Annotated in this window: 23 protein-coding genes; 16 read left to right on the plus strand and 7 right to left on the minus strand. The window is 72.4% G+C overall.

Annotation, left to right across the window (positions count from 1 at the left end; translation table 11 throughout):
• Positions 1 to 166: 166 nt before the first annotated feature.
• The gene (locus SCAB_RS21250; RefSeq protein ID WP_049875757.1) at positions 167 to 1,432 is read right to left on the minus strand and encodes a hypothetical protein; all 1,266 of its coding nucleotides are present in this window, start codon (positions 1,430 to 1,432) and stop codon (positions 167 to 169) included.
• 138 nt (positions 1,433 to 1,570) lie between these two features.
• Positions 1,571 to 2,797 (minus strand): PP2C family protein-serine/threonine phosphatase, encoded by a 1,227-nt coding sequence (locus tag SCAB_RS21255; RefSeq protein WP_041669448.1) that lies wholly within the window; start codon positions 2,795 to 2,797, stop codon positions 1,571 to 1,573.
• A 195-nt stretch (positions 2,798 to 2,992) separates the two neighbouring features.
• Between SCAB_RS21255 and SCAB_RS21260 the strand changes: the two genes are divergently transcribed.
• Entirely contained in the window at positions 2,993 to 3,433 is a 441-nt protein-coding gene (locus SCAB_RS21260; RefSeq protein ID WP_013002143.1) for a hypothetical protein, read from the plus strand.
• A 70-nt stretch (positions 3,434 to 3,503) separates the two neighbouring features.
• Here SCAB_RS21260 and SCAB_RS21265 read toward each other — a convergent pair whose 3' ends face one another.
• Positions 3,504 to 4,007 carry an SH3 domain-containing protein gene (locus SCAB_RS21265; RefSeq protein WP_013002144.1) on the minus strand — a complete coding sequence of 168 codons (504 nt, stop codon included), beginning with the start codon at positions 4,005 to 4,007 and terminating at the stop codon, positions 3,504 to 3,506.
• Between the two features lie 247 nt (positions 4,008 to 4,254).
• Here SCAB_RS21265 and SCAB_RS21270 point away from each other — a divergent pair, with 247 nt between their 5' ends.
• Positions 4,255 to 5,262 carry a hypothetical protein gene (locus SCAB_RS21270; RefSeq protein WP_041669449.1) on the plus strand — a complete coding sequence of 336 codons (1,008 nt, stop codon included), beginning with the start codon at positions 4,255 to 4,257 and terminating at the stop codon, positions 5,260 to 5,262.
• On the opposite strand, the gene SCAB_RS21275 is transcribed toward SCAB_RS21270, so the two are convergent.
• On the minus strand, positions 5,177 to 6,604 hold the full coding sequence (locus SCAB_RS21275; protein WP_013002146.1) for an aminotransferase-like domain-containing protein: 1,428 nt from the start codon (positions 6,602 to 6,604) through the stop codon (positions 5,177 to 5,179). The genes SCAB_RS21270 and SCAB_RS21275 overlap by 86 nt on opposite strands.
• A gap of 94 nt (positions 6,605 to 6,698) precedes the next feature.
• Here SCAB_RS21275 and SCAB_RS21280 point away from each other — a divergent pair, with 94 nt between their 5' ends.
• The 5 genes from SCAB_RS21280 (at position 6,699) to SCAB_RS21300 (ending at position 11,916) form a co-directional block, all read left to right on the plus strand.
• Positions 6,699 to 7,505, plus strand: a complete 807-nt coding sequence (locus SCAB_RS21280) for an alpha/beta fold hydrolase (protein WP_013002147.1) — start codon at positions 6,699 to 6,701, stop codon at positions 7,503 to 7,505.
• A gap of 96 nt (positions 7,506 to 7,601) precedes the next feature.
• Positions 7,602 to 8,057 carry a DUF7144 family membrane protein gene (locus tag SCAB_RS21285; RefSeq protein ID WP_013002148.1) on the plus strand — a complete coding sequence of 152 codons (456 nt, stop codon included), beginning with the start codon at positions 7,602 to 7,604 and terminating at the stop codon, positions 8,055 to 8,057.
• A gap of 360 nt (positions 8,058 to 8,417) precedes the next feature.
• On the plus strand, positions 8,418 to 9,512 hold the full coding sequence (locus SCAB_RS21290) for an endonuclease/exonuclease/phosphatase family protein (RefSeq protein WP_013002149.1): 1,095 nt from the start codon (positions 8,418 to 8,420) through the stop codon (positions 9,510 to 9,512).
• Positions 9,513 to 9,570: 58 nt separating this feature from the next.
• Positions 9,571 to 11,532 (plus strand): FUSC family protein, encoded by a 1,962-nt coding sequence (locus tag SCAB_RS21295; RefSeq protein WP_013002150.1) that lies wholly within the window; start codon positions 9,571 to 9,573, stop codon positions 11,530 to 11,532.
• 168 nt (positions 11,533 to 11,700) lie between these two features.
• Positions 11,701 to 11,916: a hypothetical protein gene (locus tag SCAB_RS21300; RefSeq protein WP_013002151.1), complete on the plus strand. Its 216-nt coding sequence runs from the start codon at positions 11,701 to 11,703 to the stop codon at positions 11,914 to 11,916.
• Positions 11,917 to 11,992: 76 nt separating this feature from the next.
• On the opposite strand, the gene SCAB_RS21305 is transcribed toward SCAB_RS21300, so the two are convergent.
• A complete protein-coding gene (locus SCAB_RS21305; RefSeq protein WP_013002152.1) occupies positions 11,993 to 14,077 on the minus strand; it encodes a PhoX family protein in 2,085 nt (694 codons plus the stop codon).
• Between the two features lie 250 nt (positions 14,078 to 14,327).
• Between SCAB_RS21305 and SCAB_RS21310 the strand changes: the two genes are divergently transcribed.
• The 7 genes from SCAB_RS21310 (at position 14,328) to SCAB_RS21340 (ending at position 21,334) form a co-directional block, all read left to right on the plus strand.
• The gene (locus tag SCAB_RS21310; protein WP_013002153.1) at positions 14,328 to 16,454 is read left to right on the plus strand and encodes a VWA domain-containing protein; all 2,127 of its coding nucleotides are present in this window, start codon (positions 14,328 to 14,330) and stop codon (positions 16,452 to 16,454) included.
• A gap of 148 nt (positions 16,455 to 16,602) precedes the next feature.
• Entirely contained in the window at positions 16,603 to 18,336 is a 1,734-nt protein-coding gene (gene metG / locus SCAB_RS21315) for a methionine--tRNA ligase (RefSeq protein ID WP_013002154.1), read from the plus strand.
• Between the two features lie 40 nt (positions 18,337 to 18,376).
• The gene (locus tag SCAB_RS21320) at positions 18,377 to 18,742 is read left to right on the plus strand and encodes a PH domain-containing protein (RefSeq protein ID WP_013002155.1); all 366 of its coding nucleotides are present in this window, start codon (positions 18,377 to 18,379) and stop codon (positions 18,740 to 18,742) included.
• Positions 18,743 to 18,797: 55 nt separating this feature from the next.
• Positions 18,798 to 19,361, plus strand: a complete 564-nt coding sequence (locus tag SCAB_RS21325; RefSeq protein WP_013002156.1) for a hypothetical protein — start codon at positions 18,798 to 18,800, stop codon at positions 19,359 to 19,361.
• Positions 19,362 to 19,737: 376 nt separating this feature from the next.
• Positions 19,738 to 20,670: a DNA-binding protein gene (locus SCAB_RS21330; protein WP_013002157.1), complete on the plus strand. Its 933-nt coding sequence runs from the start codon at positions 19,738 to 19,740 to the stop codon at positions 20,668 to 20,670.
• Between the two features lie 62 nt (positions 20,671 to 20,732).
• Positions 20,733 to 21,080 carry a hypothetical protein gene (locus tag SCAB_RS21335; RefSeq protein WP_049875876.1) on the plus strand — a complete coding sequence of 116 codons (348 nt, stop codon included), beginning with the start codon at positions 20,733 to 20,735 and terminating at the stop codon, positions 21,078 to 21,080.
• A complete protein-coding gene (locus tag SCAB_RS21340) occupies positions 21,077 to 21,334 on the plus strand; it encodes a hypothetical protein (protein WP_013002159.1) in 258 nt (85 codons plus the stop codon). The genes SCAB_RS21335 and SCAB_RS21340 overlap by 4 nt, the downstream gene beginning before the upstream one ends.
• Positions 21,335 to 21,538: 204 nt before the next feature.
• On the opposite strand, the gene SCAB_RS21345 is transcribed toward SCAB_RS21340, so the two are convergent.
• Positions 21,539 to 22,906, minus strand: a complete 1,368-nt coding sequence (locus tag SCAB_RS21345) for a pectate lyase family protein (protein WP_013002160.1) — start codon at positions 22,904 to 22,906, stop codon at positions 21,539 to 21,541.
• A gap of 200 nt (positions 22,907 to 23,106) precedes the next feature.
• Positions 23,107 to 23,460, minus strand: coding sequence for a cupin domain-containing protein (locus tag SCAB_RS21350; RefSeq protein WP_013002161.1), 354 nt, complete (start codon positions 23,458 to 23,460; stop codon positions 23,107 to 23,109).
• A 523-nt stretch (positions 23,461 to 23,983) separates the two neighbouring features.
• Between SCAB_RS21350 and SCAB_RS21355 the strand changes: the two genes are divergently transcribed.
• A complete protein-coding gene (locus tag SCAB_RS21355) occupies positions 23,984 to 24,841 on the plus strand; it encodes a CAP domain-containing protein (protein ID WP_037723320.1) in 858 nt (285 codons plus the stop codon).
• Between the two features lie 115 nt (positions 24,842 to 24,956).
• Positions 24,957 to 25,586, plus strand: coding sequence for a hypothetical protein (locus tag SCAB_RS21360; protein WP_013002163.1), 630 nt, complete (start codon positions 24,957 to 24,959; stop codon positions 25,584 to 25,586).
• The last annotated feature ends 3 nt before the right edge of the window (positions 25,587 to 25,589 follow it).

Genomic DNA, 25,589 nt, shown 5'->3' on the forward strand with positions numbered 1-25,589 from the left:
TGCGAGCGGCAGAGGAGTTTCTGATCATTCTCTGATCCGGCTCCGATCCGTTCCGGAACGGCGACCGCTTAAGTGATCAACGTACGGTGTCCACCCTGTGCAGTGCCGGTGCGGCCCCGTACGACTCCCCTCCGAGGTCGGCCCCGCATTCGCCCTGATCGACGGCTCATCGATCTACGACGGACGGACGACGGCTCATCGACCGGCTCGACTGACCGGGTACGTGCTGGGCCGACCTCAACTCATCTTCCTGCCGAGCGAGTTCGGCCAGACGCTGCCGGGCGTGCGCCAGGGCCCCGGCCCGGCGGCCCGGTACCCGGCCGCGCAACTCCACCAGCACGGCACCGAGTTCGAGGGCGCGCCCCGTGTCCGTGACCAGCCCCCACTGGTGGTGCGCCCGGTCGACCGCCGCCTCGACCGCCGGGTCCCGCGCGGGCCGCCCCGCCGCGAGCCGCGCCGCCGCGACCCCCAGCCAGGTCTCGCAGCTCCCGGCCGCGTCCCCCGCGAACATCGCCAGGTCCGCCCGCACCTCCCGCCAGTGCAGCACCTCCTCCGACCCGTCCCCGAACTCCCGCAGCGCCCCCTGCTCCCAGCGGGCGGCGAGCCCGGCGGCCTCGACGTGCTGCCCGGCCTCGACGGCGCCCGCGATGGCGCTGTGGGGGTCGGCGGGCAGGGGGTCCGGGTCCGCGAGGGCGGGGTTCGCGGGGCCCGGGTCGACGGGGGCAGGGTTCACGGGGGCAGGGTTCGCGGGGGCGGCGGCCACGGGAGCGGCCGCACCGTGCGGGGTCGTGGCCGGGGGTGCCGTGGCGTCCCGGGCCAGCACCAGGTCACCGTGGCCCCCGGCCCGCGCGACCACCTGCTCGTGGAGGACCGCGGCCGCCGGCCGCTGCCCGCTGCGCAGTATCGTCGCCAGCGCCTTCATGTACCCGGGCAGGGCCACCGCCCGGCGCACCCCGCCCGCCGGCGGCGCGACCCGCCCGTACAGGCTCACCCCGGGCCCGGCCGAGAGCGGCTGCTCCGCCAGCTGCCGCCACACCTCCGCGTCGGCGTGCAGGTCGACGAAGAGGGTCGTGGATCCGGGGGCGCGCAGCCGCAGTTCCTCCACGATCCAGTGCCACGGGAACGCCGTGTACCGCACGGTCGCCGGCGTCGTACGCGCCAGCGCCAGATGCACGAGCCGCTGTCTGCGGTCGAGTTGGAGCTGTCCCGTGAGGTAGACGGTGAGCGGGCCCGGCGCGGTGGCCGCCGCCCGCAGCCGGGTGAGGACGGCCTGCGGCTCCACCGGATCGGCCAGCTCGACGACGTTCGCCGTGCCCGTGCCCGACAGCACCTCGGGTGTGACGGCCGCCAGCACGGGAAGCACGGAGGCCGCGTCCACCAGGCAGCCCCTGCCCATGGGCGAGGCCGCCAGCAGCAGCACTGTTCCGGGCATCGTTGTCTCCCCGCCGTTCCTCGTCGACTCGCCGTCGGCTTCCCGTCGGCTCCCCGCCGATCACGTACGCCTGCCAGCACCGTAACCGCTGCACGTGCGAACGGGGAAAGAGGCGAGGAGGGAGCGCGGCCGGGGCGCTCACCTAGGGGTCCCGGGCGCCCTGCGCATCGGCTCCGACGCCCGGCGCACCGCGAAGATCGTCGTGTCGTCGTCGAGGCCGCCGCCGGTGTGGGCGAGGACGCCGTCGCGGACGAGACGCACCAGGGCGGCGGGGTCGAGGGCGGCCGGCCCGGCGACCAGGGCGCGGGTGAGGTACTCGCGCAGGGGGAAGAAGACGCCGTCGCCGTCGCGGGCCTCCGTCACCCCGTCCGTGACCAGCAGCAGCGTCTCGTCGGGAGCGAGCCGGACCGTGGCCGTCCGGCGGGTTCGCGGGTCCAGCTCACCGAGGCCCAGCGGGAGTCCGTCACGCAGCGGCAGGAAGCGCACGCCGTCGGGGCGGACCAGGAGCGGGGGCTCGTGGCCGAAGTTGACGATGTCCACGGTCAGGGCGTCGAGGCCGGCGAGGTCCGGTCCCCAGTCCGTCCGTTCGCTGCGGAGTTCGGGGAAGTCCAGGAGGACGGCGGTGGCGAAGCGTTCGGAGTCGTCGCGGCCGACGTGCGCGCAGTACCGCACGTGCCGCACCATCCGGGTCTCCAGATGCTCGGCCACGGTCACCGGGTCGGCCTCGCAGTAGGCGGCCTCGCGGAACGTGCCGAGCAGCACGGACGCCGCCTCCACCGCCGCGAGCCCCTTGCCCTGGACGTCACCGACGACGACGCGGGTGCCGTGCGGGCTGGGCTGGATGTCGTAGAAGTCGCCGCCCACCCGGGCCTGGCTGTCGGCGGCGAGGTAGATCTCGGCGTGGTCCAGGCCGCCGACGTCCGGCGGGAGCTGGCGCAGCAGGATGCGGCGGGTGGTGTCGACGACGGCCCGCATGTGCAGCATCCGCTCCTGCCCGCGCAGCCGGACCGCGCACGCGAGCACGGAGAGGATTCCGCCGAGGGCGACGAGGACGAAGTCGGGCAGACCGGTGCGGTACTCGTGCGGCCAGGAGTTGTCGCCCACGAAGTACATGAGCATCGAGAGCACCGCGAACAGCGCCGTCGTCCACACCCCGCACACGGCGGCGGCCAGACCCGGCACGAGCACCAGCCAGGAGATGATCCGGAAGTCGCCGCCCGTGTACCAGTCGACCACGGGCACCGCGAACAGCACCACCAGCGGCGGGAGCCAGGTGATGTCATGCCCCCGGACCCGCAGCGGCGGGTGCCGCTCGACGGGATCGGGCTCCCGACGCGCACGCGGCCCCGGCATCGGAACCCGCATGTCCCTCAGCGAAGCACGCCGCCACGCCCGGCGCATCCGCACACCCCGGCCCCTTGTGCCTCAGCCCCGGCCCCGGCACAACGGCCCCGCACTTTCGTCACGGGCTTCGTCGTCCGACTTGCCAGGGGGTCGTCCCAGGTGTGCTCTGGTAGTCGGGGCGGCAAGTCGCGGGGGCGGGAAGAGAGGAGTGCTCCCATGGCGCAGATGGCACCCACTCCGGGCAGGCCGGTGGTGCCGGCCACGCCCGACGTCTTCAGCGAGCGCACCCACGCGCTCGCGAACCGGATCGTGCCCGTGGCCCTCGGCCTCGTCTACGGCTACTGGGCGGCGGCCATGAACCGCGACGCCGGCCCGATCACCGGCTGGAACGTCCTGTTCGGCCTCGTGACCGCGTTCGTGTTCGCGGCGCTGCACATCGCCGTGCTGACCGTGGCCCCGCGCCTGCGCCGCGAACTGCACGCCGCTCTCTGGGCCGCCTTCGCGGGCTGCGCGTTCGGGTTCCTCTACAGCCAGGCGTCCCAGCACTCCGTGCTGCGTTCCGTGGCCATGTCCCTCGCCGTCGCGGCGGGGTTCCTCGTGGTCAACTTCTACCGCTACTACACGCACGAGGACGCGACGGGCCACCGGCTGCGGTGAGCCGGCGGCCACTCGCACCGCGTACGTCCCCGGCACCCCGTCACCCCGTTCCCGGTCCTGGTCCTGCGCCTCAGTCCTCCGTCCGCTCCCAGGTGCCGGAGGCCGTGAAGGTCCAGGTGAACGAGACGGATCCGTTCCCGTCGCCGTGCCCGTGCCCGTCCTGGCAGGGATCGCAGTCCTTCCAGCGCGGGCACGGGTCCGTGCACGCGGGGACGGACCGGCCGTGGGTGTCGACGTACACGGCGCTCGCCCAGCCGCGGACGCCCGCGAGCCAGTACCAGTGCCGGTCGCCGAAGACCTTCTGACCGCGCACCACGCAGTCGACGCGCGCATGGCTGCCGGGGGCGAGGTAGCCGACGACGCGGGAGTGCGTGGTCGGCTGCTCACGGAGGTTCAGATCACCGCGGGCGACGACCGTGCCGCGCACGGACCCCTCGTGGCCGGCGTGGGAGCGGACCGCCGGGCGGTCCACCGCCGCGGACGCCGTCCCGAGCGCCGTCACCGTCAGCACACCGCCCGTGATCCCGGCCGCGACGAGGCCCCGCAGGACCGGGGCACCTGAATGACCACGCATGTTCGGCCTCCTCACCGCCCCCTCGCTACCCCCTGTCACCTCCCCTCCAGGTAACACCCGTTCGGGTGAGTGCTCCACCGGAGGCGCCCCGCACGGCCCCAGCCCCGCACGGCCCCCGCCCCCCGGGCGAACGGCAGGCCGGCCGCCTCGCCCGGTCCTCCCCGTTCGGCTTGTCCTGGGGGGCCATTCGCAGTCACCCGGGGCGGGAGCGCTCGCGCGGCGCCGGGCCGGGGTCTTGCCTGGAGGGGTGTTCTCCCGTGCCCGCGGCACCCTGTCGGCCGCGCTGACCGTGCTCGCCTGCCTGCTCATGCCGACGGGCGCGCTGGCCGCGTGGGCGACGTACGAGATCGCGGACCGCACGCGCTACGAGGCCGTCATGGCACCGCTGGCCGCCGACCCCGCCGTCCGGGAGGCGCTCGCGGACGCGGTCGCCGCCGGGATCCTGCGCGAGGTGCGGGTGGGGCCGCGACTGCGGCGGCCGGTCGCGGAGTTCACGTACGACGCGGCCCACTCCTTCACCCGCACCGAGGCGTTCCGCACGGCCTGGCATCTGACCAACCGGGCGGCGCACGACGCGGTGCTGACGGCGGTGCGGGAGGAGGGCGCGTACGGCAGGAGCGGCGCGGGCGACGGGGGCGCGGACGGCGAGGGTGCGGAGGGCGGGGGCGCGGGCCGTGGCGGCGCACACGGCGGGGGCGCGTACGCCGGTGCGGTCCGCCCGGTGATGCTCGACCTCGCGCCGATCGGCGAACTCGTCAAACGGCAACTCGTCCGCGACCACGTGCCGTTCGCCCATCGCATCCCCGTCGCGCACACCGAGGTCGAGGTGCTGTCGGCCACGGAACTGGTCCAGCTTCGAAAGGGATACCGCGTGCTCGAAATCGCCGCGTTCTGGCTCCCGGTCGGCGCCCTCGCGCTGGCCGCCGGTGGCATTCTCGTCGCGACACAACGCCGTCGGGCCGTCTGCGCGACGGGCCTCGGCGCGGCTCTCGGCGGTGCGCTGCTCGGCGTCGCCGTCGCCCTCGGCCGCCACCTCACGCTGGCCGACCTGCCGCCCGACGTCTCCCCGGCCGCCGCCGGCGCCGTCTACGACGCGCTCACCGCCACCCTGCGCAGTGTGACCTGGGGTCTGCTGGGCCTCGGTACCACCGTGGCCGCGATCGCCTGGCTCACGGACCGCCTCGTGCGACGTCGGCGAGCGTCCGCAACGCCCCCGCCAGCTCCGGCGGAGGAACCGACGCGAGTCCGAGCCTGACGCAGTCCGACGCGGAAGCGGCGACCGGGGCCCCCGCCTCCCGCTCCGCCCGGCCGGCCCCCGCCCCCACCGCGGGGACGGCGAACGCGGACCCGGGGGTCACCGCCACCCCCCGCTCGGCCGCCGCCGCGCAGAACGTGTCGGCCCGCCAGGGCTCCGGCAGCTCCCACCAGGCGTAGTACGCCCGCGGATTGCCCCGTACGGCGAACCCCGCCAGTTCCTCGGCGACCAGCCGCTGCCGCGCCGCCGCGTCCGCCCGCTTCGCCGCGACCAGCCGTCCCACCGTCCCGTCCCCGATCCACCGAGCCCCCGCCTCCAGCGCGAACCGCCCCGCCGCCCAGCCTCCCGAACGCACCGCGTCCGCCGCCTGCCCGGCCCGCCCCCGCGGCACCACCAGGAACCCGACCGTCAGCCCCGGCGCCACCCGCTTGGACAGCCCGTCGACGACGAACACCCGCTCCGGCGCGTACGCGGCCAGCGGCGGCGGAGCCCCCGCCCCGGAGCCCCCCGCGCCCCCGTCCCCGTCCCCGTCCCCGTCCCCGTCCCCCAGGAACGACCAGATCCGGTCCTCGATCACCGGCAGGTCCAACTCCCGCACCACACAAGCGAGTTCGCTCCGGCGCCCGTCGCCCATCGTGACGGACGTCGGGTTGTGCAGGGTCGGCTGCGCGTACACCGCGGACAGCGGCGCCGCCCGGTGCGCGGCGGCCACCGCCTCCGGCCGCAGCCCCTGCCCGTCCGTCGTGAGCGGCACGAGGGTCACGCCCAGCCGCGCGGCGATCTCCTTGACCAGTGGATACGTGAGCGCCTCGACGCCGACGCGGGCCCCGGGCCGTACGAGGTGGGCGAGGGCGGCGGCGATGGCCTGGCGGGCGTTGCCGGTGAAGAGGAACCGGTCCGGGGCCGGGCGCCAGCCCTCCGTGGCGAGCAGACCGGCGGCGGCCTCGCGCGCGGCGGGCGTCCCGGCCGCCGGGGCCGTGCGCAGCGCGTCCGTCAGCACGTCGGGCCGCAGCAGCGGCGCGAGCCCGGCGGCCAGCAGCTCCGACTGGCCCGGCGCGGAAGGGTAGTTGAGCTCCAGGTTCACGGGCGCGGCGCCTGCCGGCTCCGCCAGTGCCCTCCCGGCAGGACCGGGCGGCGCCGCCCGGACGAACGTCCCCCGTCCGACCTCCCCCACCACCAGACCGCGGCGCACCAGTTCCGCGTAGACCCGCCCGGCGGTCGACCCGGCGATTCCCCGCCGGCGCGCGAACACCCGCTGCGGCGGCAGCCGGTCGCCGGGCCGCAGCCGCCCGGCGGCGATGTCGTCCGCGATGCGATCGGCGATACGCCGGTAGTCGGCCACGACCGTTCCCCGCCTTCTCCCGGGCCCTCACCACATTGCACCGAGGGCAAAGATCTTATTGCACCGACCGACGGGGCGCCCCTAGGGTCGGATCATGACCGCCACCTTCCTCGCATACGAGGACGAAGGGGATGCGGGCCCGTCCCGCCCCCTCCCCCTGGTCCTCGTCCACGGCCATCCCTTCGACCGCACGATGTGGCACCCCCAGATCACCGCGTTCGCCGCCTCCCGCCGTGTCGTCGCCCCCGATCTGCGCGGCTACGGCGCCTCCCCCGTGGTCCCGGGCATCACCCCGCTGTCCGCCTTCGCCGGCGACATCGAAGCCCTGCTCGACCGTCTCGGGATCGGCGACTTCGTCCTCGGGGGCCTGTCCATGGGCGGCCAGATCGCGATGGAGTGCTACCGCCTCTTCCCGCACCGCGTCCGCGGACTCCTCCTCGCCGACACCTTCCCCGCCGCCGAGACCCCCGAGGGCCGGCACCACCGCAATGCCATGGCCGACCGGCTGCTGCGCGAGGGCATGTCGGGGTACGCCGACGAGGTGCTGTTCAAGATGGTGGCGCCGTACGCGGACGCGGGGGCCGTGGCCCACGTGCGCGGCATGATGACGGCGACCGACCCCGTGGGTGCGGCGGCCGCCCTGCGCGGCCGCGCCGAGCGTCCCGACTACCGCGAGCTGCTCACCCGGGTCACCGTCCCGGCCCTGGTCGTCGTGGGCGCCGACGACACGTACACGCCCGTATCCGACGCCGAGGCCATGCACGCCGCCCTCCCCGACTCCGTCCTCCACGTCGTCGACGGCGCCGCCCACCTGCCGAACCTGGAGCGCCCGGACGAGTTCAACAAGGCGCTGGAGGGCTTCCTGGCACGGGTGGACGGGGCGCGGCCCCCGGCCGCGTGACGGAGGCGATTCACCCGTTCGGCCTACACCGCATGCGGCGCCCCGCCCCGCGCGTGAGCATGCGGGTGAGCTGTCCATCCGTCGGAGGAGGCCCTCATGGCCCAGCACAGCACCGCACCGCGCTCGAACCCCACGTCGCAGGAGACGCCCTCGCGCCACCGGGAGGCCCGCTCGGAGTGGGCCCACGGCGGGATGGTCTTCGCCGGTGTCCTGATGATGGTCATCGGCGTCATGAGCATCCTCAACGGCATCGCGGCGATCGCCACGGACGACGTGTACACGAACATCGGGAACTACGTGTTCGAGTTCAGCCTCACCTCGTGGGGCTGGATCCACCTGGTGCTCGGCGTCGCCGTCCTGGCCGCAGGCTACGGCGTCATACAGGGCCGCGACTGGGCCCGTGCGGTGGGCATCGCCCTGACGTCCCTGTTCGCCATCGAGTACTTCATGTTCCTGCCGTACGCCCCGGTCTGGTCCGTGATCTGCATCGGCGTAGCGGTCTTCGTGATCTGGTCCCTGGCAACGGCCCCGGAGTCCCACACCCGCATGTGACGCCCCCGCCCGACCGAACCGGCCCACCCTGAAAAGCACGGCCCACCCGTGCTTTTCAGGCATGCCAAGCCCAGCTTCCAAGGGGCGGGGCCCGACCTTCCAGGGGCGGGTACCCGGCCTTCCAGCGGCGAGGCCCGGCTTTCAGGCCCGCAGGGCCGGATGCTTTCAGGCCCGCAGGGCCTGAGCATTTAGGGGCGCGGGGAACTGCGCGAGAAGCCCCACCGGACCCGCACCCGACAACGCACCCCCCACACCCCCCAATCCGCACCCACAACACGCACCCCACTCCCCACGCAACCTTCTCCCCACCCCACCCGTCCTAACAAAGACCCCCGCACCAAGAACGAGAGGCCCCGGCCCGTGGAGAGCGCGACCATCGAGCGGCCGGAACCGACGCCGGACCCGACACCCGACCCGACACCGGAAGCCACCCCACCCCCGAGCCGGCGCAAGCGACACCGCGGCAAGGCCGCCCTCGCCGCCCTGCTCCTCCTCGGCGTCACCCTCGTGGTCCTCTCCCGCACCGTCGACGCGGACGCCTTCACCCCGGTCCCCCAACTCCTCGCGTTCCTGCCCTGGCTCCTCGCCCCGACCGCCCTCGCCCTGCTCCTCTCCCTCGTCGCCCGCTGGTGGACCGGCCTGGCCTGGGGCGTCATCGTCCTCGCCGCGCTCGCCTGGTACATCGAGCCCTACGGGAAGGCGACCGAGCCCACCGGCCCGGTGCTCGCCGAGGTCCGCGTGATGACGTCGAACGTGGAGTTCGGCCAGGGCACCGACGCCCTGATCAAGGCCGTACGCCGCGACCACCCCGACATCGTCTTCGTCGAGGAGTGCGAACTCACCTGCTCGGCCACCCTCCGCGACACCTTCGGCTACCTCGACGACCGCAACGGCGGCACCGGCGGCACCGGCGGCGCGAAGAAGAAGCCCGTCGAGTACCCGTACCGCCAGTCCATCGAGGGCTACGGCCCCGCCGGCTCCGTCATCCTCAGCCGCTACCCCCTGACGTCCGCCGCCCCGGTCCCCGGCTCGATGGGCATGCCCGGCGCGATCGCCGACATCGAGGGCCGGCCCGTACGGCTGCAGCTGGCCCACCCCATGCCCCCGCTGCCGGGGGAGCTGGACACCTGGCGCCGGGAGCTCGACGCGCTGCGGGCCTGGGCCGCGAAGGACAGCAAGACGCCGGCCATCCTGGCCGGCGACTTCAACGCCTCCCAGGACCACGCGGCCTTCCGGGCCGTCCTCGACACCGGCCTGAGCGACGCGGCCCGGCTGACGGGACAGGACCGCAGGCCCACCTGGCCGTCCCGGACGACCCCGAGGTTCGGCGCCCAGATCGACCACGTCCTGGTCTCCCACGAGGACTTCTCCGCACGCGGGATCCGCTTCCTCAAGCTGTCCGGCACCGACCACGAAGCCGTCACCGTGGATCTGGCCCTGCACCGGCGCGGGTGAACCAAAAGGTCACAAACACCCCCCGGAACCCCCGGAATCCCCCCGTCATAATGGGCACATGTCCCGCCCGTTCCCCATCGGCCTCGCCCCGCCCGACTGGCTCGTGCGGAACCTCCAGCCGCAGCCGACCCCGGTCAACCGGCCGGCCGTCGCCCGCGCGGCGATCACGCTGACGCTGCCGCTGGCGCTCGGCCTCGCCGCCGGCCGGCCCGAGTACGGCGCACTCGCCTCCATGGGCGCCCTGTCGGGGGTCATCAGCGACACGGCGGCGGCGTACCGGATGCGGCTGATCAACATCGCGATCCCGCAGCTGTTCGCCGCCGTCGGCATCACGCTCGGCTCGCTGGTGTACGGGCAGGGCTGGGTCACCGTCGGGGCGCTCACCCTGGCCGCCCTCGTCTCCGGGATGATCTCGTCGATCGGCGCGGTGGCCTCCGTGTCGGGGCTGCTCCTGCTCCTCAACTCGGTGGTGGGCGCGGGCCTGCCGATGCCGGGGCAGTGGTGGCTCGCCCCGGTCCTGATGACCGGCGGCGGCCTCCTGGTCCTCGTCCTGGCCCTGCTCGCCTGGCCCCTCAGGGCGGGCGTTCCGGAACGGGACTCCGTCGCGGACACCTACCGCAAGGTCGCCGACCTGCTCGCGACCACGACCGGCGACGATCCCGCCGGCCAGGCGGACGCCTACGACGCGGCCCGGCACATCGTCACCCAGTCCCTGAACCAGTCCTACGACCTGGTGCTCGCCCGCCGCGCCCGCCACCACGGCCGCAGCCCCGAACTGGTGCGGCTGCTGGCCCAGTTGAACGCCATCACCCCGCTGGTGGAGGCCGCCCCCGCTGTCCGGCTGTCCGGCAGACCGCTGCCCGCCGAGATCCCGGTGGCCGTACGGCATCTCGCGGAGGCCGTCGAGACGGGGTACTCGGGGCCCCTCGGCCTGCGGCTGCCGGAGCCCCGCAGCGAGATCGGGCGGGCGGTCGACCAGGCGCTGCGGCACGCCGCCGACGTCGCCACCGAGAAGTCGCCTGACGCGCTGCGGAAGGCCGGCGACCGGGCCGGGGGCCCCGCCCCGCTGGGGGTGCGCGCCGCCCGGGTCGCGCGCAACGTCGCCCTCTCCGGCGCCTCCTGGCGCTACGGCCTGCGACTCGCCCTGTGCATCGGCATCGCGCAGGCCCTGGTGTCGCTCGTGCCCGTACCGCGCTCCTACTGGGTGGCGCTGACCATCACGTTCGTCCTGAAGCCGGACTTCGGGTCGGTGTTCTCGCGGGCACTGCTGCGGGCGCTCGGCACGGTCGTGGGGCTCGTGGTCGCGGCCGGCATCCTCGCGGAGGTTCCGCGCGGCTGGTGGGACGTACCCGTGATGCTGCTGCTCGCACCGCTCATCCCCGTGTTCACCCCCCGGGGCTACGGGTACCAGACGGCCGCCATCACCCCCGTGATCCTGCTGCTGTCCGACATCCTCAACCACCAGGGCACCGGCCTGCTGGTACCGCGTCTCGTCGACTCCCTCATGGGCTGCGCGATCGCCCTGGTCGCCGGTTATCTGCTCTGGCCGGAGAGCTGGCACGCCCGGGTCGGCGCCCGGCTCGCGGACGCCGTCGCCGACACGGCCGCCTACGTCGAGCAGACCTTCGGCAGGGGCGCGGCCGCCCCCGCCGACCGGGTCCGGATGCGCCGCCGTCTCTACCGGGACCTGTCCGCCATCCGTACGGAGTTCCAGCGGGCCCTCACCGAACCGCCGCCCATCGGCCGGCGGGCCGCCGCCTGGTGGCCGCTGGTCGTTGCGGTCGAACGGATCGTCGACGCGACGACGGCCGCGCGGGTCAGGATCAAGCAGGGCGCGGAGCCGCCGTCCACCGCCGAGGTCGACCAGGTCACGCTGCAGCTGCGGGAACTGTCGGACGGGCTGCGCAGGACGGAGAACCTCTACGAGGTGCGCTCCGACCTCAGCGGGCCGCCCGGGAGCGTGCTGGAGCCGCTGCGCCAGGAGGTGGCGGCGGCACGGGCGATCACCACGCCCCTGTGACCCGGGGTCCCCCGCCGGCCGGTCCGGGTCTCCCGGTTCCCCGGGTCAACCCGGCGCAGGCGCCGAATCGTTACGTCAGCCCCGCGCGGGTGACGGGGGGCGAGTACGCGGCCGAGGAGCAGTCATGATCAATCCTGTTCAACCGCCCTACCTATAAGGGGATTTTTCATGCGTCGCACCGCGACCGTCCTGCTCGGAACCCTCGCCCTCGCCGGCACCGCGGCCCCCGCCGCCGTGGCGATCCCGGACCCGGTCACCACCGTCACCTGTGTCGCCGAGACTCCGGCCGGCCTGACCGAACTGGTCAGCCCGGCCGCGCTCGCCGACCCGGCCGCCCTCGTGGACCCGGCGGGCCTCCCGGGCGTCGGCTGCCTGGCCCCCTGAACCACGCGGCACCCGCAGACGTGCGGGCCGTCCTCCCCGACAGGAGGACGGCCCGCATGCGCATGTGCGGACGAGATCAGACGCCGATGTCGTCGCCGTCCGCGCGCCACACCGCGACGACCGCCGGGCGGACGTAGCGGCCCGGGCCGTCGGGCCAGGTGCTCTTCGGCTTCTCGACGGTGGCTCCGTCGATCTCGCCCGGGTGCTGGACGGCGACCAGGACGCGGCGGTCCTGGATGATCGGGCCGCAGGTCTCGGCGCCGCTCGGAACCGTGAGGAACTGCTTCAGCTCACCGCGCCGCTTGCCGCGCGTGGCGACACCGAACAGACCGTCGTGCGACCCGAGCTGCGAGCCGTCGGTGGAGATCCACAGGTTGCCGTGCGGGTCGAAGGCCACGTTGTCCGGGCAGGAGATCGGGCTGACGTGGTCCTTCGGGAAGCCGGCGAAGTAGGTCGCCGGGTCCTCGGGGTCGCCCGCGACGAGGAACAGCAGCCAGCCGAACGTCGTGCTCTCGGGCCGGTTGCGGTGCTCGGTGAGTTCGAGGACCTGGCCGTGCTTGTTGGCGTTGCGCGGGTTGGCCTCGTCCGCCTTGGGGTTGGCGCCGACTCCGCGGTTGGAGTTGTTGGTGAGGGCGACGTAGACCTTGCCGGTGACGGGGTTGGGCTCGATGTCCTCGGGGCGGTCCATCTTCGTGGCGCCGACCTTGTCGCCGGCGAGCCGCGTGAAGACGAAGACCTCCTCGGCGGTCATCCCGTCCACGTGCGAGACGGCACCCCCGGCCGTGGCGGTCGCCAGCGGGATCCACTCGCCGGCGCCGTCGAACTCGCCGTCCGCCGGGAGCTTGCCCGTGCCGTCGATCTCGATCGCAGGGGAGTCGCCGGTCAGCCTGGCGACGTAGAGCGTGCCCTCGTCCAGCAGCGAGAGGTTGTACTCGCGGACGGAACGGCCCGACCCCTTCTTCATCCGCTTGCTGCTGACGAACTTGTAGAAGTAGTCGAAGCGCTCGTCGTCGCCGGAGTAGACGACCGGACTCCCGTCCGAGGTCAGCCGGATGGTGGCGGCCTCGTGCTTGAACCGCCCGAGCGCGGTGTGCTTGCGCGGGGTGGAGGACGGGTCGTACGGGTCGAACTCGACGACGTACCCGAAGCGGTGCACCTCGTTCGGCTCCTGGGCGACGTCGAACCGCTTGTCGAACCGTTCCCACTTGCGCTCGCTGGCGCCGGTGCCGATGCCGTACCGCTTGTCGGTGATACGGCTGCTGTTGGCGAAGTACTGGTTGAAGTTCTCCTCGCCGTGCAGCGTGGTGCCCCAGGGGGTGGTGCCGCCGGAGCAGTTGTTGAGCGTGCCGAGGACCTTGGTGCCGGTCGGGTCGGCGGAGGTCTTCAGCAGCGCCGACCCGGCGGCGGGGCCGGTCAGCCGGAACTCGGTGGTGGCGGTGACCCGCCGGTTGAGCTGGTGGCGGGGCACGGCGGTGAGCTTGCCGGTGCGCCGGTCCTCCTCGACCACGACGGCGGACAGGCCGTGGGCGGCCCAGGCGACCTCGACCTGGTTACGCGTCGGGTTGGCGGCGTCGTAGCCGCGGAACATCAGGATCTCGTCGGTGTACTCGTGGTTCGCGACGAGCAGCTTGCGGTCGCGCTCGCCCTGGAGCGGGAGCAGCGCGAGGAAGTCGTTGTTGTAGCCGAACTGCCCGGCCTGGGCCCTGGCCGTCTGGTTCTCGGGGTCGAAGGCGGGGGCGCCGCGCAGGATGGGCTCACCCCAGCGGATGACCACGTTCTGCCGGTAGCCCTCGGGGACGGTCACGGTGTCGGCGGTGTTCGGCTCGACGGCCGTGAACCGCAGACCGCGGGCGGCCCTGTTCCTGCCACCCTTGGCCGCGGCGGTCCTGGCGGCCTCGGCGGACTCCGCCGTGGTGGCCGCGGCGGCGGGGGCGGCGGAACCCAGCGTGACGGCCGTGCCGGCCGCGCCCGCCACGGTGACGACGGCGGCGGCCCTCATCACCGAGCGGCGGCTGAGCGCGCTCGCGATGACATCGCCGACGTAGGCGTTGGAACTGGTGTTCGGTACCTCGTGGAAGCAGGCGTCACCACAGCGGAACCGGCAGGTCAGGGCGGAACGGCCGCCGGGATGCGAGCCGATCATGGGCAGCAGCTTGCGCACAGCGCGCTCCTCGGTGCTCTTTGTACATTCTTGGTGTGAGCGCGACGCTAGGGGGGCGTGCGTGCGAGCGCGGGGACGCGAGGTGAACAAGGGGTGAACCTGCGGCGGTCCGGGCGGTGTTGACAGGGCGGGGTGGCGGAGTTAGTGAAAGGACCCGCCCCACCCCAAGATCACCGCGCCTGGCCGTTAACCTTACGTGTCCGTCCTGGCCAGGGATTGACGGCTTCAACTCACCCGAAGGGTTGCGCACATGGGCATTCTCTCTCTCCTGCGGAATGCGTTCAGCCGCTCACGCAAGGGGCGCGACACGGTTCCTTCGCAGGAGGCGGAGCGGGATTCCGCCCCGGAGGACACCTCCGCGGCGGCGGCCGAGGGGGCCGCGACACCGCCGGCCGCCGAGCCGAGGGTCCCGGCCCCGGCGACCGAGCCCGCGACCTCTTCCGTGGCCGACGACCTCGTCTCGGCCGCCTTCGACAACGTGACGGTCCCGAAGCCGCGGGACGGCGAGCCGACCGAGAGAACACCGGAGACGCCCGCGGCGGCTCCGGGGACGGACGCGGAGACTTCGAAGGAGGGCGCGTCGGCTCCGGAGACGGACGCGGCGGCTGTGGAGAAGGACGCCGCGGTTGAGGCCACGCCGAAGGCCGAGGCGGAGACGCCCCCGGCCGAGCCCGAGCCGGTCACCGAGGCCGAGCCTGTCGTTGCCGCCGAGCCGGAGACCACCGCTGCCGCCGAGCCGGAGGTGGAGGTGGAGGTGGAGCCCGCCGCCGTTCAGCCCGAGGTGGAGCCCGCCGCTGCAGTCGAGCCCGAGGTGGAGCCCGCCGAGAAGGCCGAGCCGGAGCCGGTCGCCGCCGCCGAGCCGGAGATCGTCGCCGAGGCCGAGCCGGTCGCCGAGGCCGAGCCCGCCGCTGCCGTCGAGCCCGAGGTGGAGGAGGTTGCGGAGAAGGCCGGGCCCGAGGTGTCGGCCGCGGCCGACGTGAAGAGTGCCGCTGACGAGGAGCCCGCCGAGCCTGTCGCCGAAGCCGCGTCCGAGCCGGTCGCCGAGGCCGAGCCCGCGACGGCGGACACCGCCACGGAGCCGGAGGGGAACGCCGAGCCCGTGGCCCCGACCACCGAGGTGGAGCCCGAGGCCGTCGCGGATGTCGAGCCGGTGCCGGTGCAGGAAGCCGAGCCGGAGCCCGCCGCCAAGGCCCCTGCAGATGCGCCCGCAGCGGAGGCGACCCCCGCGTCCGTCACCGAGACCGAGGCGTCGGCCGAGCCGGGGCCGTCGGCCTCTGAGGCCGGAGACGCCACGGAAGCCGCCGAAGAACCGAAGGCCGCCGCCGAGACCGAACCGGAGCCCGAGGCCGCACCGGAGCCCGAGAGCGCTCCTGAGCCCGAGGTCTCCCCGGAACCGGCCGCTGCCGCCGAACCGGAAGCCACCCCGGAACCCGAAGCAGTCACCCCGGAGCCGCAGGCCACCCCCGAACCGGCCGTCGACGCCGAACCGGAAGCCACCCCCGAACCGGAGGCCGCCGAACCGGTCGCCGCCGAACCCTCCGAAGCCGCGGACCTCGTCGTCGTGGCCGATGAGGCCACCCCCGAAGCCGCGGACGCCGACGGCGGGGCCGCCCCCCAGGTGGCACCCGAGGCCGACGACGAAAGCCGCACGGGTGGTGCGGGTGGGGACGCCGACCGGGCCGAGGGCGAAGCCGAGGCCGTCCCGTCCTCCACCACAGGCGGAGGCGGGGGCGAGGCCGAGGCCCTGCCGGCCGGCCTGCGCACCGCCTACGACGCCGCCGGTGCCGTACTCGCCAAGCGGGACCTCACCGACGTACGCGCCAAGGTGTACCTCGTCCTGGACCGCTCCGCGTCGATGCGCGGCTACTACAAGGACGGCTCCGCCCAGGCCCTCGGCGAGCAGACCCTCGCCCTCGCCGCCCACCTCGACCCCGAGAAGACCACGGTCCCGGTCGTCTTCTTCTCCACGGAACTGGACGGCACCGGCGAGCTGACCCTCGACGCGTTCGACAACAAGGTCGACGACCTGCACGCCGGCCTCGGCCGCATGGGCCGTACCAGCTACCACGTGGCCGTCGAGGAGGTCCTCGCCCAGCACCGCAAGGCGGCGGCCGGCGCCCCCGCCCTCGTCGTCTTCCAGACCGACGGCGCCCCGGACGCCAAGACCCCGGCCAACCAGGCGCTCGCGGACGCGGCCGAGAACCACCCCGGCGTCCACTTCGCGTTCGTCGCGTTCGGCGACCCGGAGAACAAGGCCTTCGACTACCTCCGCAAGCTGAAGACGGCCACGACCTCCCACTTCCTGGCCGGCGAGACCCCGCGCGAACTGACGGACGCCGAGGTCTACGAGGGCATCCTGGCCACCTGGCGCCCGTAGCACCGCACCCCGCACCACAACCCCGCCGCACGCCCGCACCACCCCGTGCCGCCCGCTTCCCACCCGTCAAAACGGGAGGCGGGCGGCACACCCATGTCGGCTAGGATTTCAAGACTCACGAAATCGACCGACCTGGGAGCATCCCCCGATGGCTCGACACCTCATCACCAGCGCCCTTCCGTACATCAACGGGATCAAGCACCTGGGCAACATGGTGGGGTCCATGCTCCCGGCGGACGTGTACTCCCGGTACCTCCGCCAGCGCGGCCACGACGTCCTGTACATCTGCGCGACGGACGAGCACGGCACCCCCGCCGAGCTGGCCGCCAAGGAGCGGGGCCTGCCGGTCGACGAGTTCTGCGCCCAGGCGCACGACGCGCAGAAGGCGGTCTACGACGGCTTCGCGCTGGCCTTCGACTACTTCGGCCGGAGCTCCTCCCCGCAGAACGTCGAGATCACCCAGCACTTCGCGCGCCGCCTCAAGGAGAACGGGTTCATCGAGGAGCGGGCCATCCGCCAGGTGTACTCGCCCGCCGACGGCCGCTTCCTCCCGGACCGCTACGTGGAGGGCACCTGCCCGCACTGCGGCTACGACAAGGCCCGCGGCGACCAGTGCGAGAACTGCACCCGCGTCCTGGACCCGACCGATCTGATCGACCCGCGCAGCGCCATCTCCGGCTCCACCGACCTGGAGGTCCGCGAGACCAAGCACCTCTTCCTCCTGCAGTCCAAGCTGCAGCACGAGGTCGAGGCGTGGGTCGCGGCCCACGAGGAGGAGTGGCCGCACCTGTCGTCCTCCATCGCCCGCAAGTGGCTGAACGAGGGCCTGCACGACCGCGCCATCACCCGTGACCTGGACTGGGGCGTCCCGGTACCGGCCGACACCTGGCCGGAGCTGGCGGCGGAGGGCAAGGTCTTCTACGTCTGGTTCGACGCCCCGATCGAGTACATCGGCGCGACGAAGGAGTGGTCGGACGCCGCCCCGGACGGCGAGAAGCGCGACTGGAAGTCCTGGTGGTACGAGGCCGACGGCGGCGACCACCCCGTCCGGTACACGCAGTTCATGGCGAAGGACAACGTCCCGTTCCACACGGTGATGTTCCCGGCCACCGAGCTGGGCATCCGCGAGCCGTGGAAGAAGGTCGACTACGTCAAGTCCTTCAACTGGCTGACGTACTACGGCGGCAAGTTCTCCACCTCGCAGAAGCGCGGTGTCTTCACCGACCAGGCCCTGGAGATCCTCCCGGCCGACTACTGGCGGTACTTCCTCATCGCCAACGCCCCCGAGTCGGACGACTCCTCCTTCACCTGGGAGCACTTCACCGCCACGGTCAACAAGGACCTCGCCGACACCCTCGGCAACTTCGTCAACCGCGTGCTGTCCTTCTCCAGGAAGCGTTTCGGCGACGAGGTCCCGGCGGGCGCGGCGGCGGGCGAGGCGGAGACCCGTCTCGGCGAGGAGATCGCCCGTCTGCTCGCCGAGTACGAGGCGCAGATGGAGGCCCTGCAGTTCCGCAAGGCGGCGGCCGCGCTGCGCGCCCTGTGGTCGGCGGGCAACTCCTACCTGGAGGAGAAGGCCCCCTGGCTGGAGATCAAGACCGACCAGGACGCCGCGGCCCTCACCCTGCGCACCGCCATGAACCTCATCCACCTCTACTCGGTGGTCTCCGAGCCCTTCATCCCGGCGTCCTCGGCCGCCATGCGCGCCGCGTTCGCCCTGAAGGACGACACGGCGGCCTGGGTGACGGCGGAGGAGGCCAGGGCCCTCGCCTTCGTCCCCGCGGGCACCCCCTTCACGGTCCCCCCGGTCCTCTTCGCGAAGCTCACCGACGACGACCTGGAGACGTACAAGGAGCGCTTCGGCGGCACGCCCGAGCAGTAGGGGAGGCAACCCGAACACCCGGGTGCGCGTCTCCCCGTGCATGGCACTGTTCGGAAACGCGCACACCGTGGACACCGGCAAGGCCCAGCAGGACTACGCACGGCTGCTGGGGCGTGGGGAGCAGGTGCAGGCCGCATACCTGCTCATCCGCGACACCATGCTGTTCACCGACCGCCGACTGATCCTCATCGACAAGCAGGGGATCACCGGCAAGAAGGTCGAGTACCACTCGGTCCCGTACCGCAGCATCACGCACTTCGCGGTCGAGACGGCCGGACACTTCGACCTGGACGCCGAGCTGAAGATCTGGCTCTCCGGCACCCACGAACCGATCGAGAAGACGTTCACCAAGGGCGTGGACATCTACGAAGTGCAGGCGATCCTCACGCAGTTCGTCGCCCGATGACCCGCTGGTCGGGCTCTCGCCGGTGAATGAGCCGGTCCAGATCCGAATCGCTCTGGTGCCCGCCGAGTATCACCTCTTCAAGATCTCGGATCCGGAGGGGCCCGTGGCCGATGACCTCGACTCGTCTCACAACGGGCTCGTGTCGGCCGTCGACGGAGCCATCGAGGTGTCGACCGGGATCCACACCGGTGACGTCCGGGTGACCGTCGAGCTGCATGCCGCGAAGCCCGAGCCCGCTGCGGACTGGGAGGAAATCGCCGAGATCTCATGGCGGTCCCCGTCCGGAGAAGCGCTCGTCGCTCCCCCCATGGATGACCCCGTGGACCTGCCCTCGCTGGCTTCGCGAGGGCCGGGCCACTATAGGTTGCGTGTCCATGCCCGGGGCAGGGACAAGGCTGTCGACCACACGGTGGTGGACGAGGTCGTGGAGTCCTATTTGCTCCAGAGCTGGCCCGCGGCACACCAGGACGCGCTTCTGGTGAGGGCGACCGACGCCTACGGGACCCACCTCCGGGCCCAGGATGCCGACGACACCATCGTCATCGACCACGAGGACTCTCTCGACACCCGGACGGGCCGGGAACGCGACATCCTGCGCCGGGCCGATCACAGCGACTAGTCCTGCTCAACAACCTGTGTCTTCGGTCGGGGCAGCTTCACCACACGGGCTGCCTCGCCGCTCGGCTTCGGCGCACCGCCCGGCGTGCAGCCCCGGACCCGGCCTCCCACCGAAGCCCAGAAACCCGAACTCCGGTGCCACGGGTGATCTTCCCAAAGAAACATGATGGGGAAAGAAACCCCACCAAGCCCCACCCCTCCCGCCCGCGGCTCCCGCTCACTCTCGCGAGTGAACATCACCAACTTGGCTGGCTTCGGGACAGGTTGACTGCTCTACGCTCAGCGCGGCACCACACAACCGCAGACATGCGACGGCCCCCGCCGGGACGGCAATCCCAGTGCGAGGGCCTGACCACCGAGGAAGACAGGACTTCCCGATGGATACGCAGAACCCTAGCGTGCACCCGCACGCCCAGGCCCGTCCCACGGGCAAAAACAACCCGCGCCGGAGCACCCGCACGGGCGGCGTGATTCACGACAACTCCCGCCACTCCACCCGCTTCACGGTGGTCGGCAACCACCTCGCCCAGCACCCGGAGCTGTCCGCGCTGGCCATCGGGCTCGCCGTCCACATCCAGTCGCTCCCCACCGGCGCCCGCGTCGACATCAGGACGCTCGCCGGCCGCTTCCCGGAGAGCTCGGCCCGTATCGCCGCCGGCCTGCGCGAACTGGAGACCCACGGCTACCTGCGCCGCACCCGCGAACGCACCGAGAGCGGCCGGATCGTCACCCGAACCGTCTCCTGCAACCAGCCGGGCCGACACGGGGACGCGCCCGCCGACGCACCCGAGCACGCGGCCGGTGCCCCGGCCCGCCGGGCGGCCGAGCAGCGGAAGAAGCCCCCTCGCCGAGCCCTCCCCGCCGTGCCCCAGCCCGGGTACACCTCCCCGGCCTTCCTCCGGACAGCGACCGACATCCTCGCCGGTCTCCGCCGCGAAGACCCCCGCCTACTGCTCTCCGCCACCGACGCCGAACACCTCGCTCCCGGTGTCGCCGCCTGGCTGGAGCGCGACCTCACCCCCACCGCCGTACGCGACGCCCTGACCAGCGACCTGCCCGCCGAACCCCTGTACCGCCCGGCCGCCCTCCTGGCCCACCGCCTGACAGACCGGCTCCCGCCTCTGCCACCGTGGCGCGCCCCTGCCGCCGCCGAGCCGGCACCCACGCCCGTCCAGTACAAGGTCCGGAACTGCGACGGCTGTGACCGCGGCTTCCGCTCGCCCGGCCCCGGCGCACGGTGCCGCGACTGCCGGGAGCGCCCCGCCGGGGATTCCGGCCTGGCGCACGGACACCTGGAGGTGGCGCGGTGAGCGGCGAGAGCCTGCTCGCCCTTCGCCGGATACTCTGGCCGGGGCACCCTCTGGAGGACACCATGAGCACCCAGGCCGATCACGGGCATGAGCTGATCCCCCGCCCCGAACAGACTCCTGACGCCCTGCGCGCCGCCCTCGCCGTCGTCGACCCGGGCCGTCTGGAAGAGATGCAGAGGACGAAGGACGAAGCCTTCGCCAAGGCCGTCGAGTGGCAGTCCCTGAGTCCGGTACAGAGCTGGGTCCTCGCCTGGGCCAGGGACATCGAGATCGCCCGCCGCCCCGAGCTGTCCGCCCGCCACGCTCGCGCGACGAGCGACCTGGAGCACGAGGATCCCGTCGTCACGCACGAAGCGCTACGAGAGCTGAGCGACGTACTGGACGAGGCCATGAAGGCTGTGCGCGGGTGAGCTGTAAGTGGGAGTACGCCTTCGGCGCGGAGGAGGCCGCCCGCACTGCTCCACCCGGCTTCCTCTCGGGTGTGGAGAAGAAGGCGAACGAACTGGTCAGGGCTGCGGAGGCACTCCACGTACAGGGAGGCGCCCATGCCGGGTTCGACCCGAAGGGCGGGAACATGATCGTCCCTGGCGGCATGTTCACGTACCAGGTCGTCGCACGCAGCGAGCGGGTCTACGTCGTCCAGATCACCTATCTGGGATTCTGAGACCTGTGGTGCTGCTTGACCCCTCCACGGTCGAGCCACTCGTAGACCACCTGATCGGCTGGGGCGGCCGCTCAGCCCACGGGGCCCAGGGAGCGTGCTCGCGCCCCGGGCCCCTCTTCGCGTGTGTCCCGGACCCCTTCCTGATCGGGTCCGGGACACCTTCCCGGCCTCAAGGTGGCGCCCCCGGCCAGGAGTTCATGAGGGCTACGACAGGAGGCCGGCGCCCGCGGCCGACGTCCCCGTACCCGTCAGGTCGGTCAGCAGGTCCGTGACCGTGCTCTGGAGGCCGGCGGTGAGGGCCGGGGTCCAGTTGACCGTGGTCTTCAGCTTCTTCGACGAGTTCGCGGTGTTGTACGCGGCGACGAGGTCGGTGGCCTTGCCGTTGACGATGTTGCCGGTGCCGGCGACCGAGCCCGTGCCGTCGCCGCTCAGCAGCTTCGCGGCCTTCGCGTCGGCCGGGATCCTCCAGACGTTGCGTTCCGCGACGACCTGGGCCTTGGCGCGGGAGTCGATGCTGTACTTGGGGGCGTAGCCGTTGACCGTGGTCGTGTCGTACACGTTGTTGTAGAGGTGGATCTGGCCGATGCGGGCCAGGGGTGCCCGCTGCACGATCCCCTTCCACAGGTTGTGGTGGATCGTCACGCGCAGCTTGCCGCTGGAGTCGGTGTCGCTGGAGCCGATCAGCATCGTCTTGTCGTGGTTCAGGAACTGGTTGCGCTCGACGGTCACCAGGTCCGAGCCGTTGGTGATGTCGAGGGCGCCGTCGTGGACCTGGTACTTGCGGCCGTAGTGGGTCGCCTCGGTCTTGTCGAAGGTCGGCGCGTCCGTGAACGTGTTGTGGTCTGCCCAGACGTTGGTCGCGCCGCGCACCGTGACGGCGTCGTAGTTGGAGTTCCACTCGCCGGACGAGCCGTCGGTCGGGTCCCAGGCCGGGAAGCAGTCCTGGGTGTCCGCGAAGGTGAGGTTGCGGATGATGACGTTCTTGACGTTCTGCACCGTCAGGCTGCCGCCGAGGATGCCCGCCTTGGTGCCGGGGACGCCCACGAGGGTGGTGTTGGCGGGCACCTTGAAGACGATGTTCTTCTTCTGCCTGGTCTCGGCGGCTTCGCGCGCGGTCTCCTGTGCGCCCTTCGGAGCCTTCTTGCCGTAGGTCGACGGGTCGAACGCCTTCAGGTAGGCGGAGAGCGAGTAACCCGTGCCGGAGGCGTAGTCCGCGCAGGTCACCTTCTTGCCGGAGTCGCCGGTGTTGGCGTCGATCGTGCCCTTGATCTTGATGATCCGGGGGGTGGTGTCGGTGGCGGAGCCCAGCGCCTTCACCAGCTCCGCCCGGGTGGACACCGTGAAGGTGTGCGCCGCGTCGGCCTTCGCGCCGCCGGTCGTACCGGAGCCGGACGCCGCCCAGCCGTCCTTGGCGGGCAGCACCTGGTGGTACAGGTCGGCGGGACTGGCACTGGCGTTCATCACGAGGACGCCTGCGCCGACCGCGGCGGCCACGGCGGCGGCGGAGACCACGAGGGTCCGGCGCTTGCGGAGGGACCGGCGGTGGGACGGGCGCGGGGAGGCAGAGGCCACGGATGAGTCCTTACGTAACGTACGTGATGCGGGGGAACACGTGGTTCGTGTGGAGCCCCTGTGAAGGGGGTTCCGACTCATGTGTGGTCGCGGCTCGCGGATAGGTTGCCGCCGAACTGAACTTCCTCGATGGCCACTTGAGGACGGCCACCGTCGTGCGGGCAGGCGGGGGCCGGCGGGCGGGGCTCAGCGGGTGCCGGTCACTTGATGTGGTCCAGCACCTCCCGGAACTCCTTCGTCGGGGAGAACTCCACCAGTTCGACGTCCTCAAGGGCCTCCGGCGAGTGGCCGGGGGACCAGTAGTAGGCCTGTCCGGCCTCGTAGAACTCCTCACCCTCCTTGGTGCGCATCCGCAGCCGGCCGCGGACCACGAAGCCCCAGTGCGGGCACTGGCACAGATCGTCGGGGAGGCCCTTGAGGGCCGGGGTCATGTCGATGCCCTGGGGCAGCCTGAGGAACGCGACGCTCATCCCGTCGCCCAGGTCCTGGATGCGCACTTCGAGGCCGTCGCCCTCGATCTCGACCGGGGCTTGCGCCCGCGTGACTGCCGTCATGATTCCTCCACGGCCGATCCGTCGCGGGGCCTCGGGAATCTCCGTACGAGGATCCGCTCTACGGGAGCCCCGCCACGTCCTTCCAGTCTGCGGCCGTCCTTCACCCACCTCGAATCGGGGTGACATGCGTCACGACCGAAATGTGCCGCAATGGAGTCAATCGCCCCGCTTTTCGAGGGCGACAACGCACTCCTCCTTGCATCTATCGGCCATTTCAGCCACCGGATACCGAATCGAACCGACGGCCGAGATCCGTGACGTCGGCTCCGGCCGTCGGCGCGCAACGGCTTTCTGCCTGGTCCCGGACGGGTGTTGACGCGGGGGCGGGTGCGCCGGGGGTGCGCCTCGTCGACGGCGGAGCCTGCACGGAACGTAACCAGGACCACACCCGAAGTAGCACGCATGTTCGTTGCCCGGGGTGCTCGACGGTCTCCATAATGACCGGGCTCGCCAGGGCCACGGCCACGGCCGCCGAGGTCGCGACGCCGTCGGACCGAAGCCGGACCAGTCTGTGAGGCCATGCATGAGCAGTCACCGCCGGAAGAAGGGCGCCCCGAGGGCCTCCGCCCGCAACGCCGCGAAGGCGAAGCGCCGGGGTGCCGGACGCCGGAGGGCCGTCATAGCCGCAGCGGTCGTGGTGGCCGTGGTGGCCGTGGGCGGCACCACCCTCGTCGTGAGCGGTGACGGGCCCGGCGGCTGGCGCGACACGGCCGCCTCCTGGTGGGGCGGACAGAAGTCGGACCCCGCACCCGATCCCACACCGTCGAGCACGCCCTCCGAGCGGGAACGGATCTCCGTCGCGGACGCCCCGGCCTCCCCCACCCCGTCCCGCAAGCCGGGCAAGCGCCGGTCGAGCCCCACACCGAGCGCGTCCCCCTCGAAGAAGGCCGACCGGCCCGCCGAGAAGCCGGCGGACACCGCCGACAAGCCGACCGGTCCCGCGAACACCCCGAACCCCGCGAAGGCGAAGGTCACCCCCGCCCCCGCCCCGACCAGCGCGGACTCCGGCCCCGCGGACCGCGTCCTGGAACTGGTCAACGCCGAGCGCGCGAAGGCGGGTTGCTCGCCGGTGACCGTGGACGCGAAGCTCACCAAGGCCGCGCAGAACCACAGCCAGGACATGGCCGACCACTCGAACATGTCCCACACCGGCTCCGACGGCTCCTCCATGACCGACCGCCTCGGCCGCGTCGGCTACGCGTACCGCTCGGCGGGCGAGAACGTCGCCGCCGGGTACGGCACCGCCGACAGCGTCATGGACGGCTGGATGAACAGCCCCGGCCACAAGGCCAACATCCTCAACTGCGGCTTCAAGGAAATAGGCATCGGCCTGGCGGGCCCGGGCAACTACTGGACCCAGAACTTCGGCACACCCGCGTAGCGACGCCCCCGCCGGGCTGCGCAGATGACGGCGTGAACGTTTTGCCGCTACTCGAAAGAGTGATCCACTCTCAAGTCGCCCCGGACCACGCCTGAATGCTCCCTAGCCTCCCCTCATGGTCACATCAGCCCATGAGGGCCTGCACCGCATCTTCCAGGAGAGGCCGGAGATCCTCGCACCTGTCTTCCAGGTGCTCGGCCTCCCCTTTCCCGGGAAGGCGACCGTGGACGCGCTCACCACCGACGTGACGGAGACCAAGCCGTTGGAGCGGCGCGTGGACACCGTGCTGCGCATCGGCCCGTCCGACGGGGAGGACTTCATGCTCGCCGTCGAAGTACAGGGCGACCGGAAGCCCGGCAAGGAGATGAGCTGGCCGTACTACGTCTCGTACCTCCAGTCCAAGTACCGGCTGCCCGTGCTCCTGCTCGTCGTCTGCCAGGACCGGCGCACCGCCAAGTGGGCGTCGGGCCCCTTCGACTGTGGCACCCGAGGCTGGACCACCCAGCGCACCCACCCCATGGTCGTCGGACCGGACAACCTTCCGGTGATCACTGACGCGAGGACTGCGGCGAACAACCTCGCCATGGCCGCCTTCTCCGCCTTGACCCACGCCCGAAACGCCCTGATCAACGACATACTGGACGCGATGGGCCGCGCCCTGCAGGCGACGGACGAGAAGGCGGTCGACTACTTCTACGAGTTCCTGGAAATCAACCTGCGGGGTACCCCCGCCGGAGAAAAGTAGAGG

The organism is Streptomyces scabiei 87.22, from assembly GCF_000091305.1.
Taxonomy (GTDB): Bacteria; Actinomycetota; Actinomycetes; order Streptomycetales; family Streptomycetaceae; genus Streptomyces; species Streptomyces scabiei.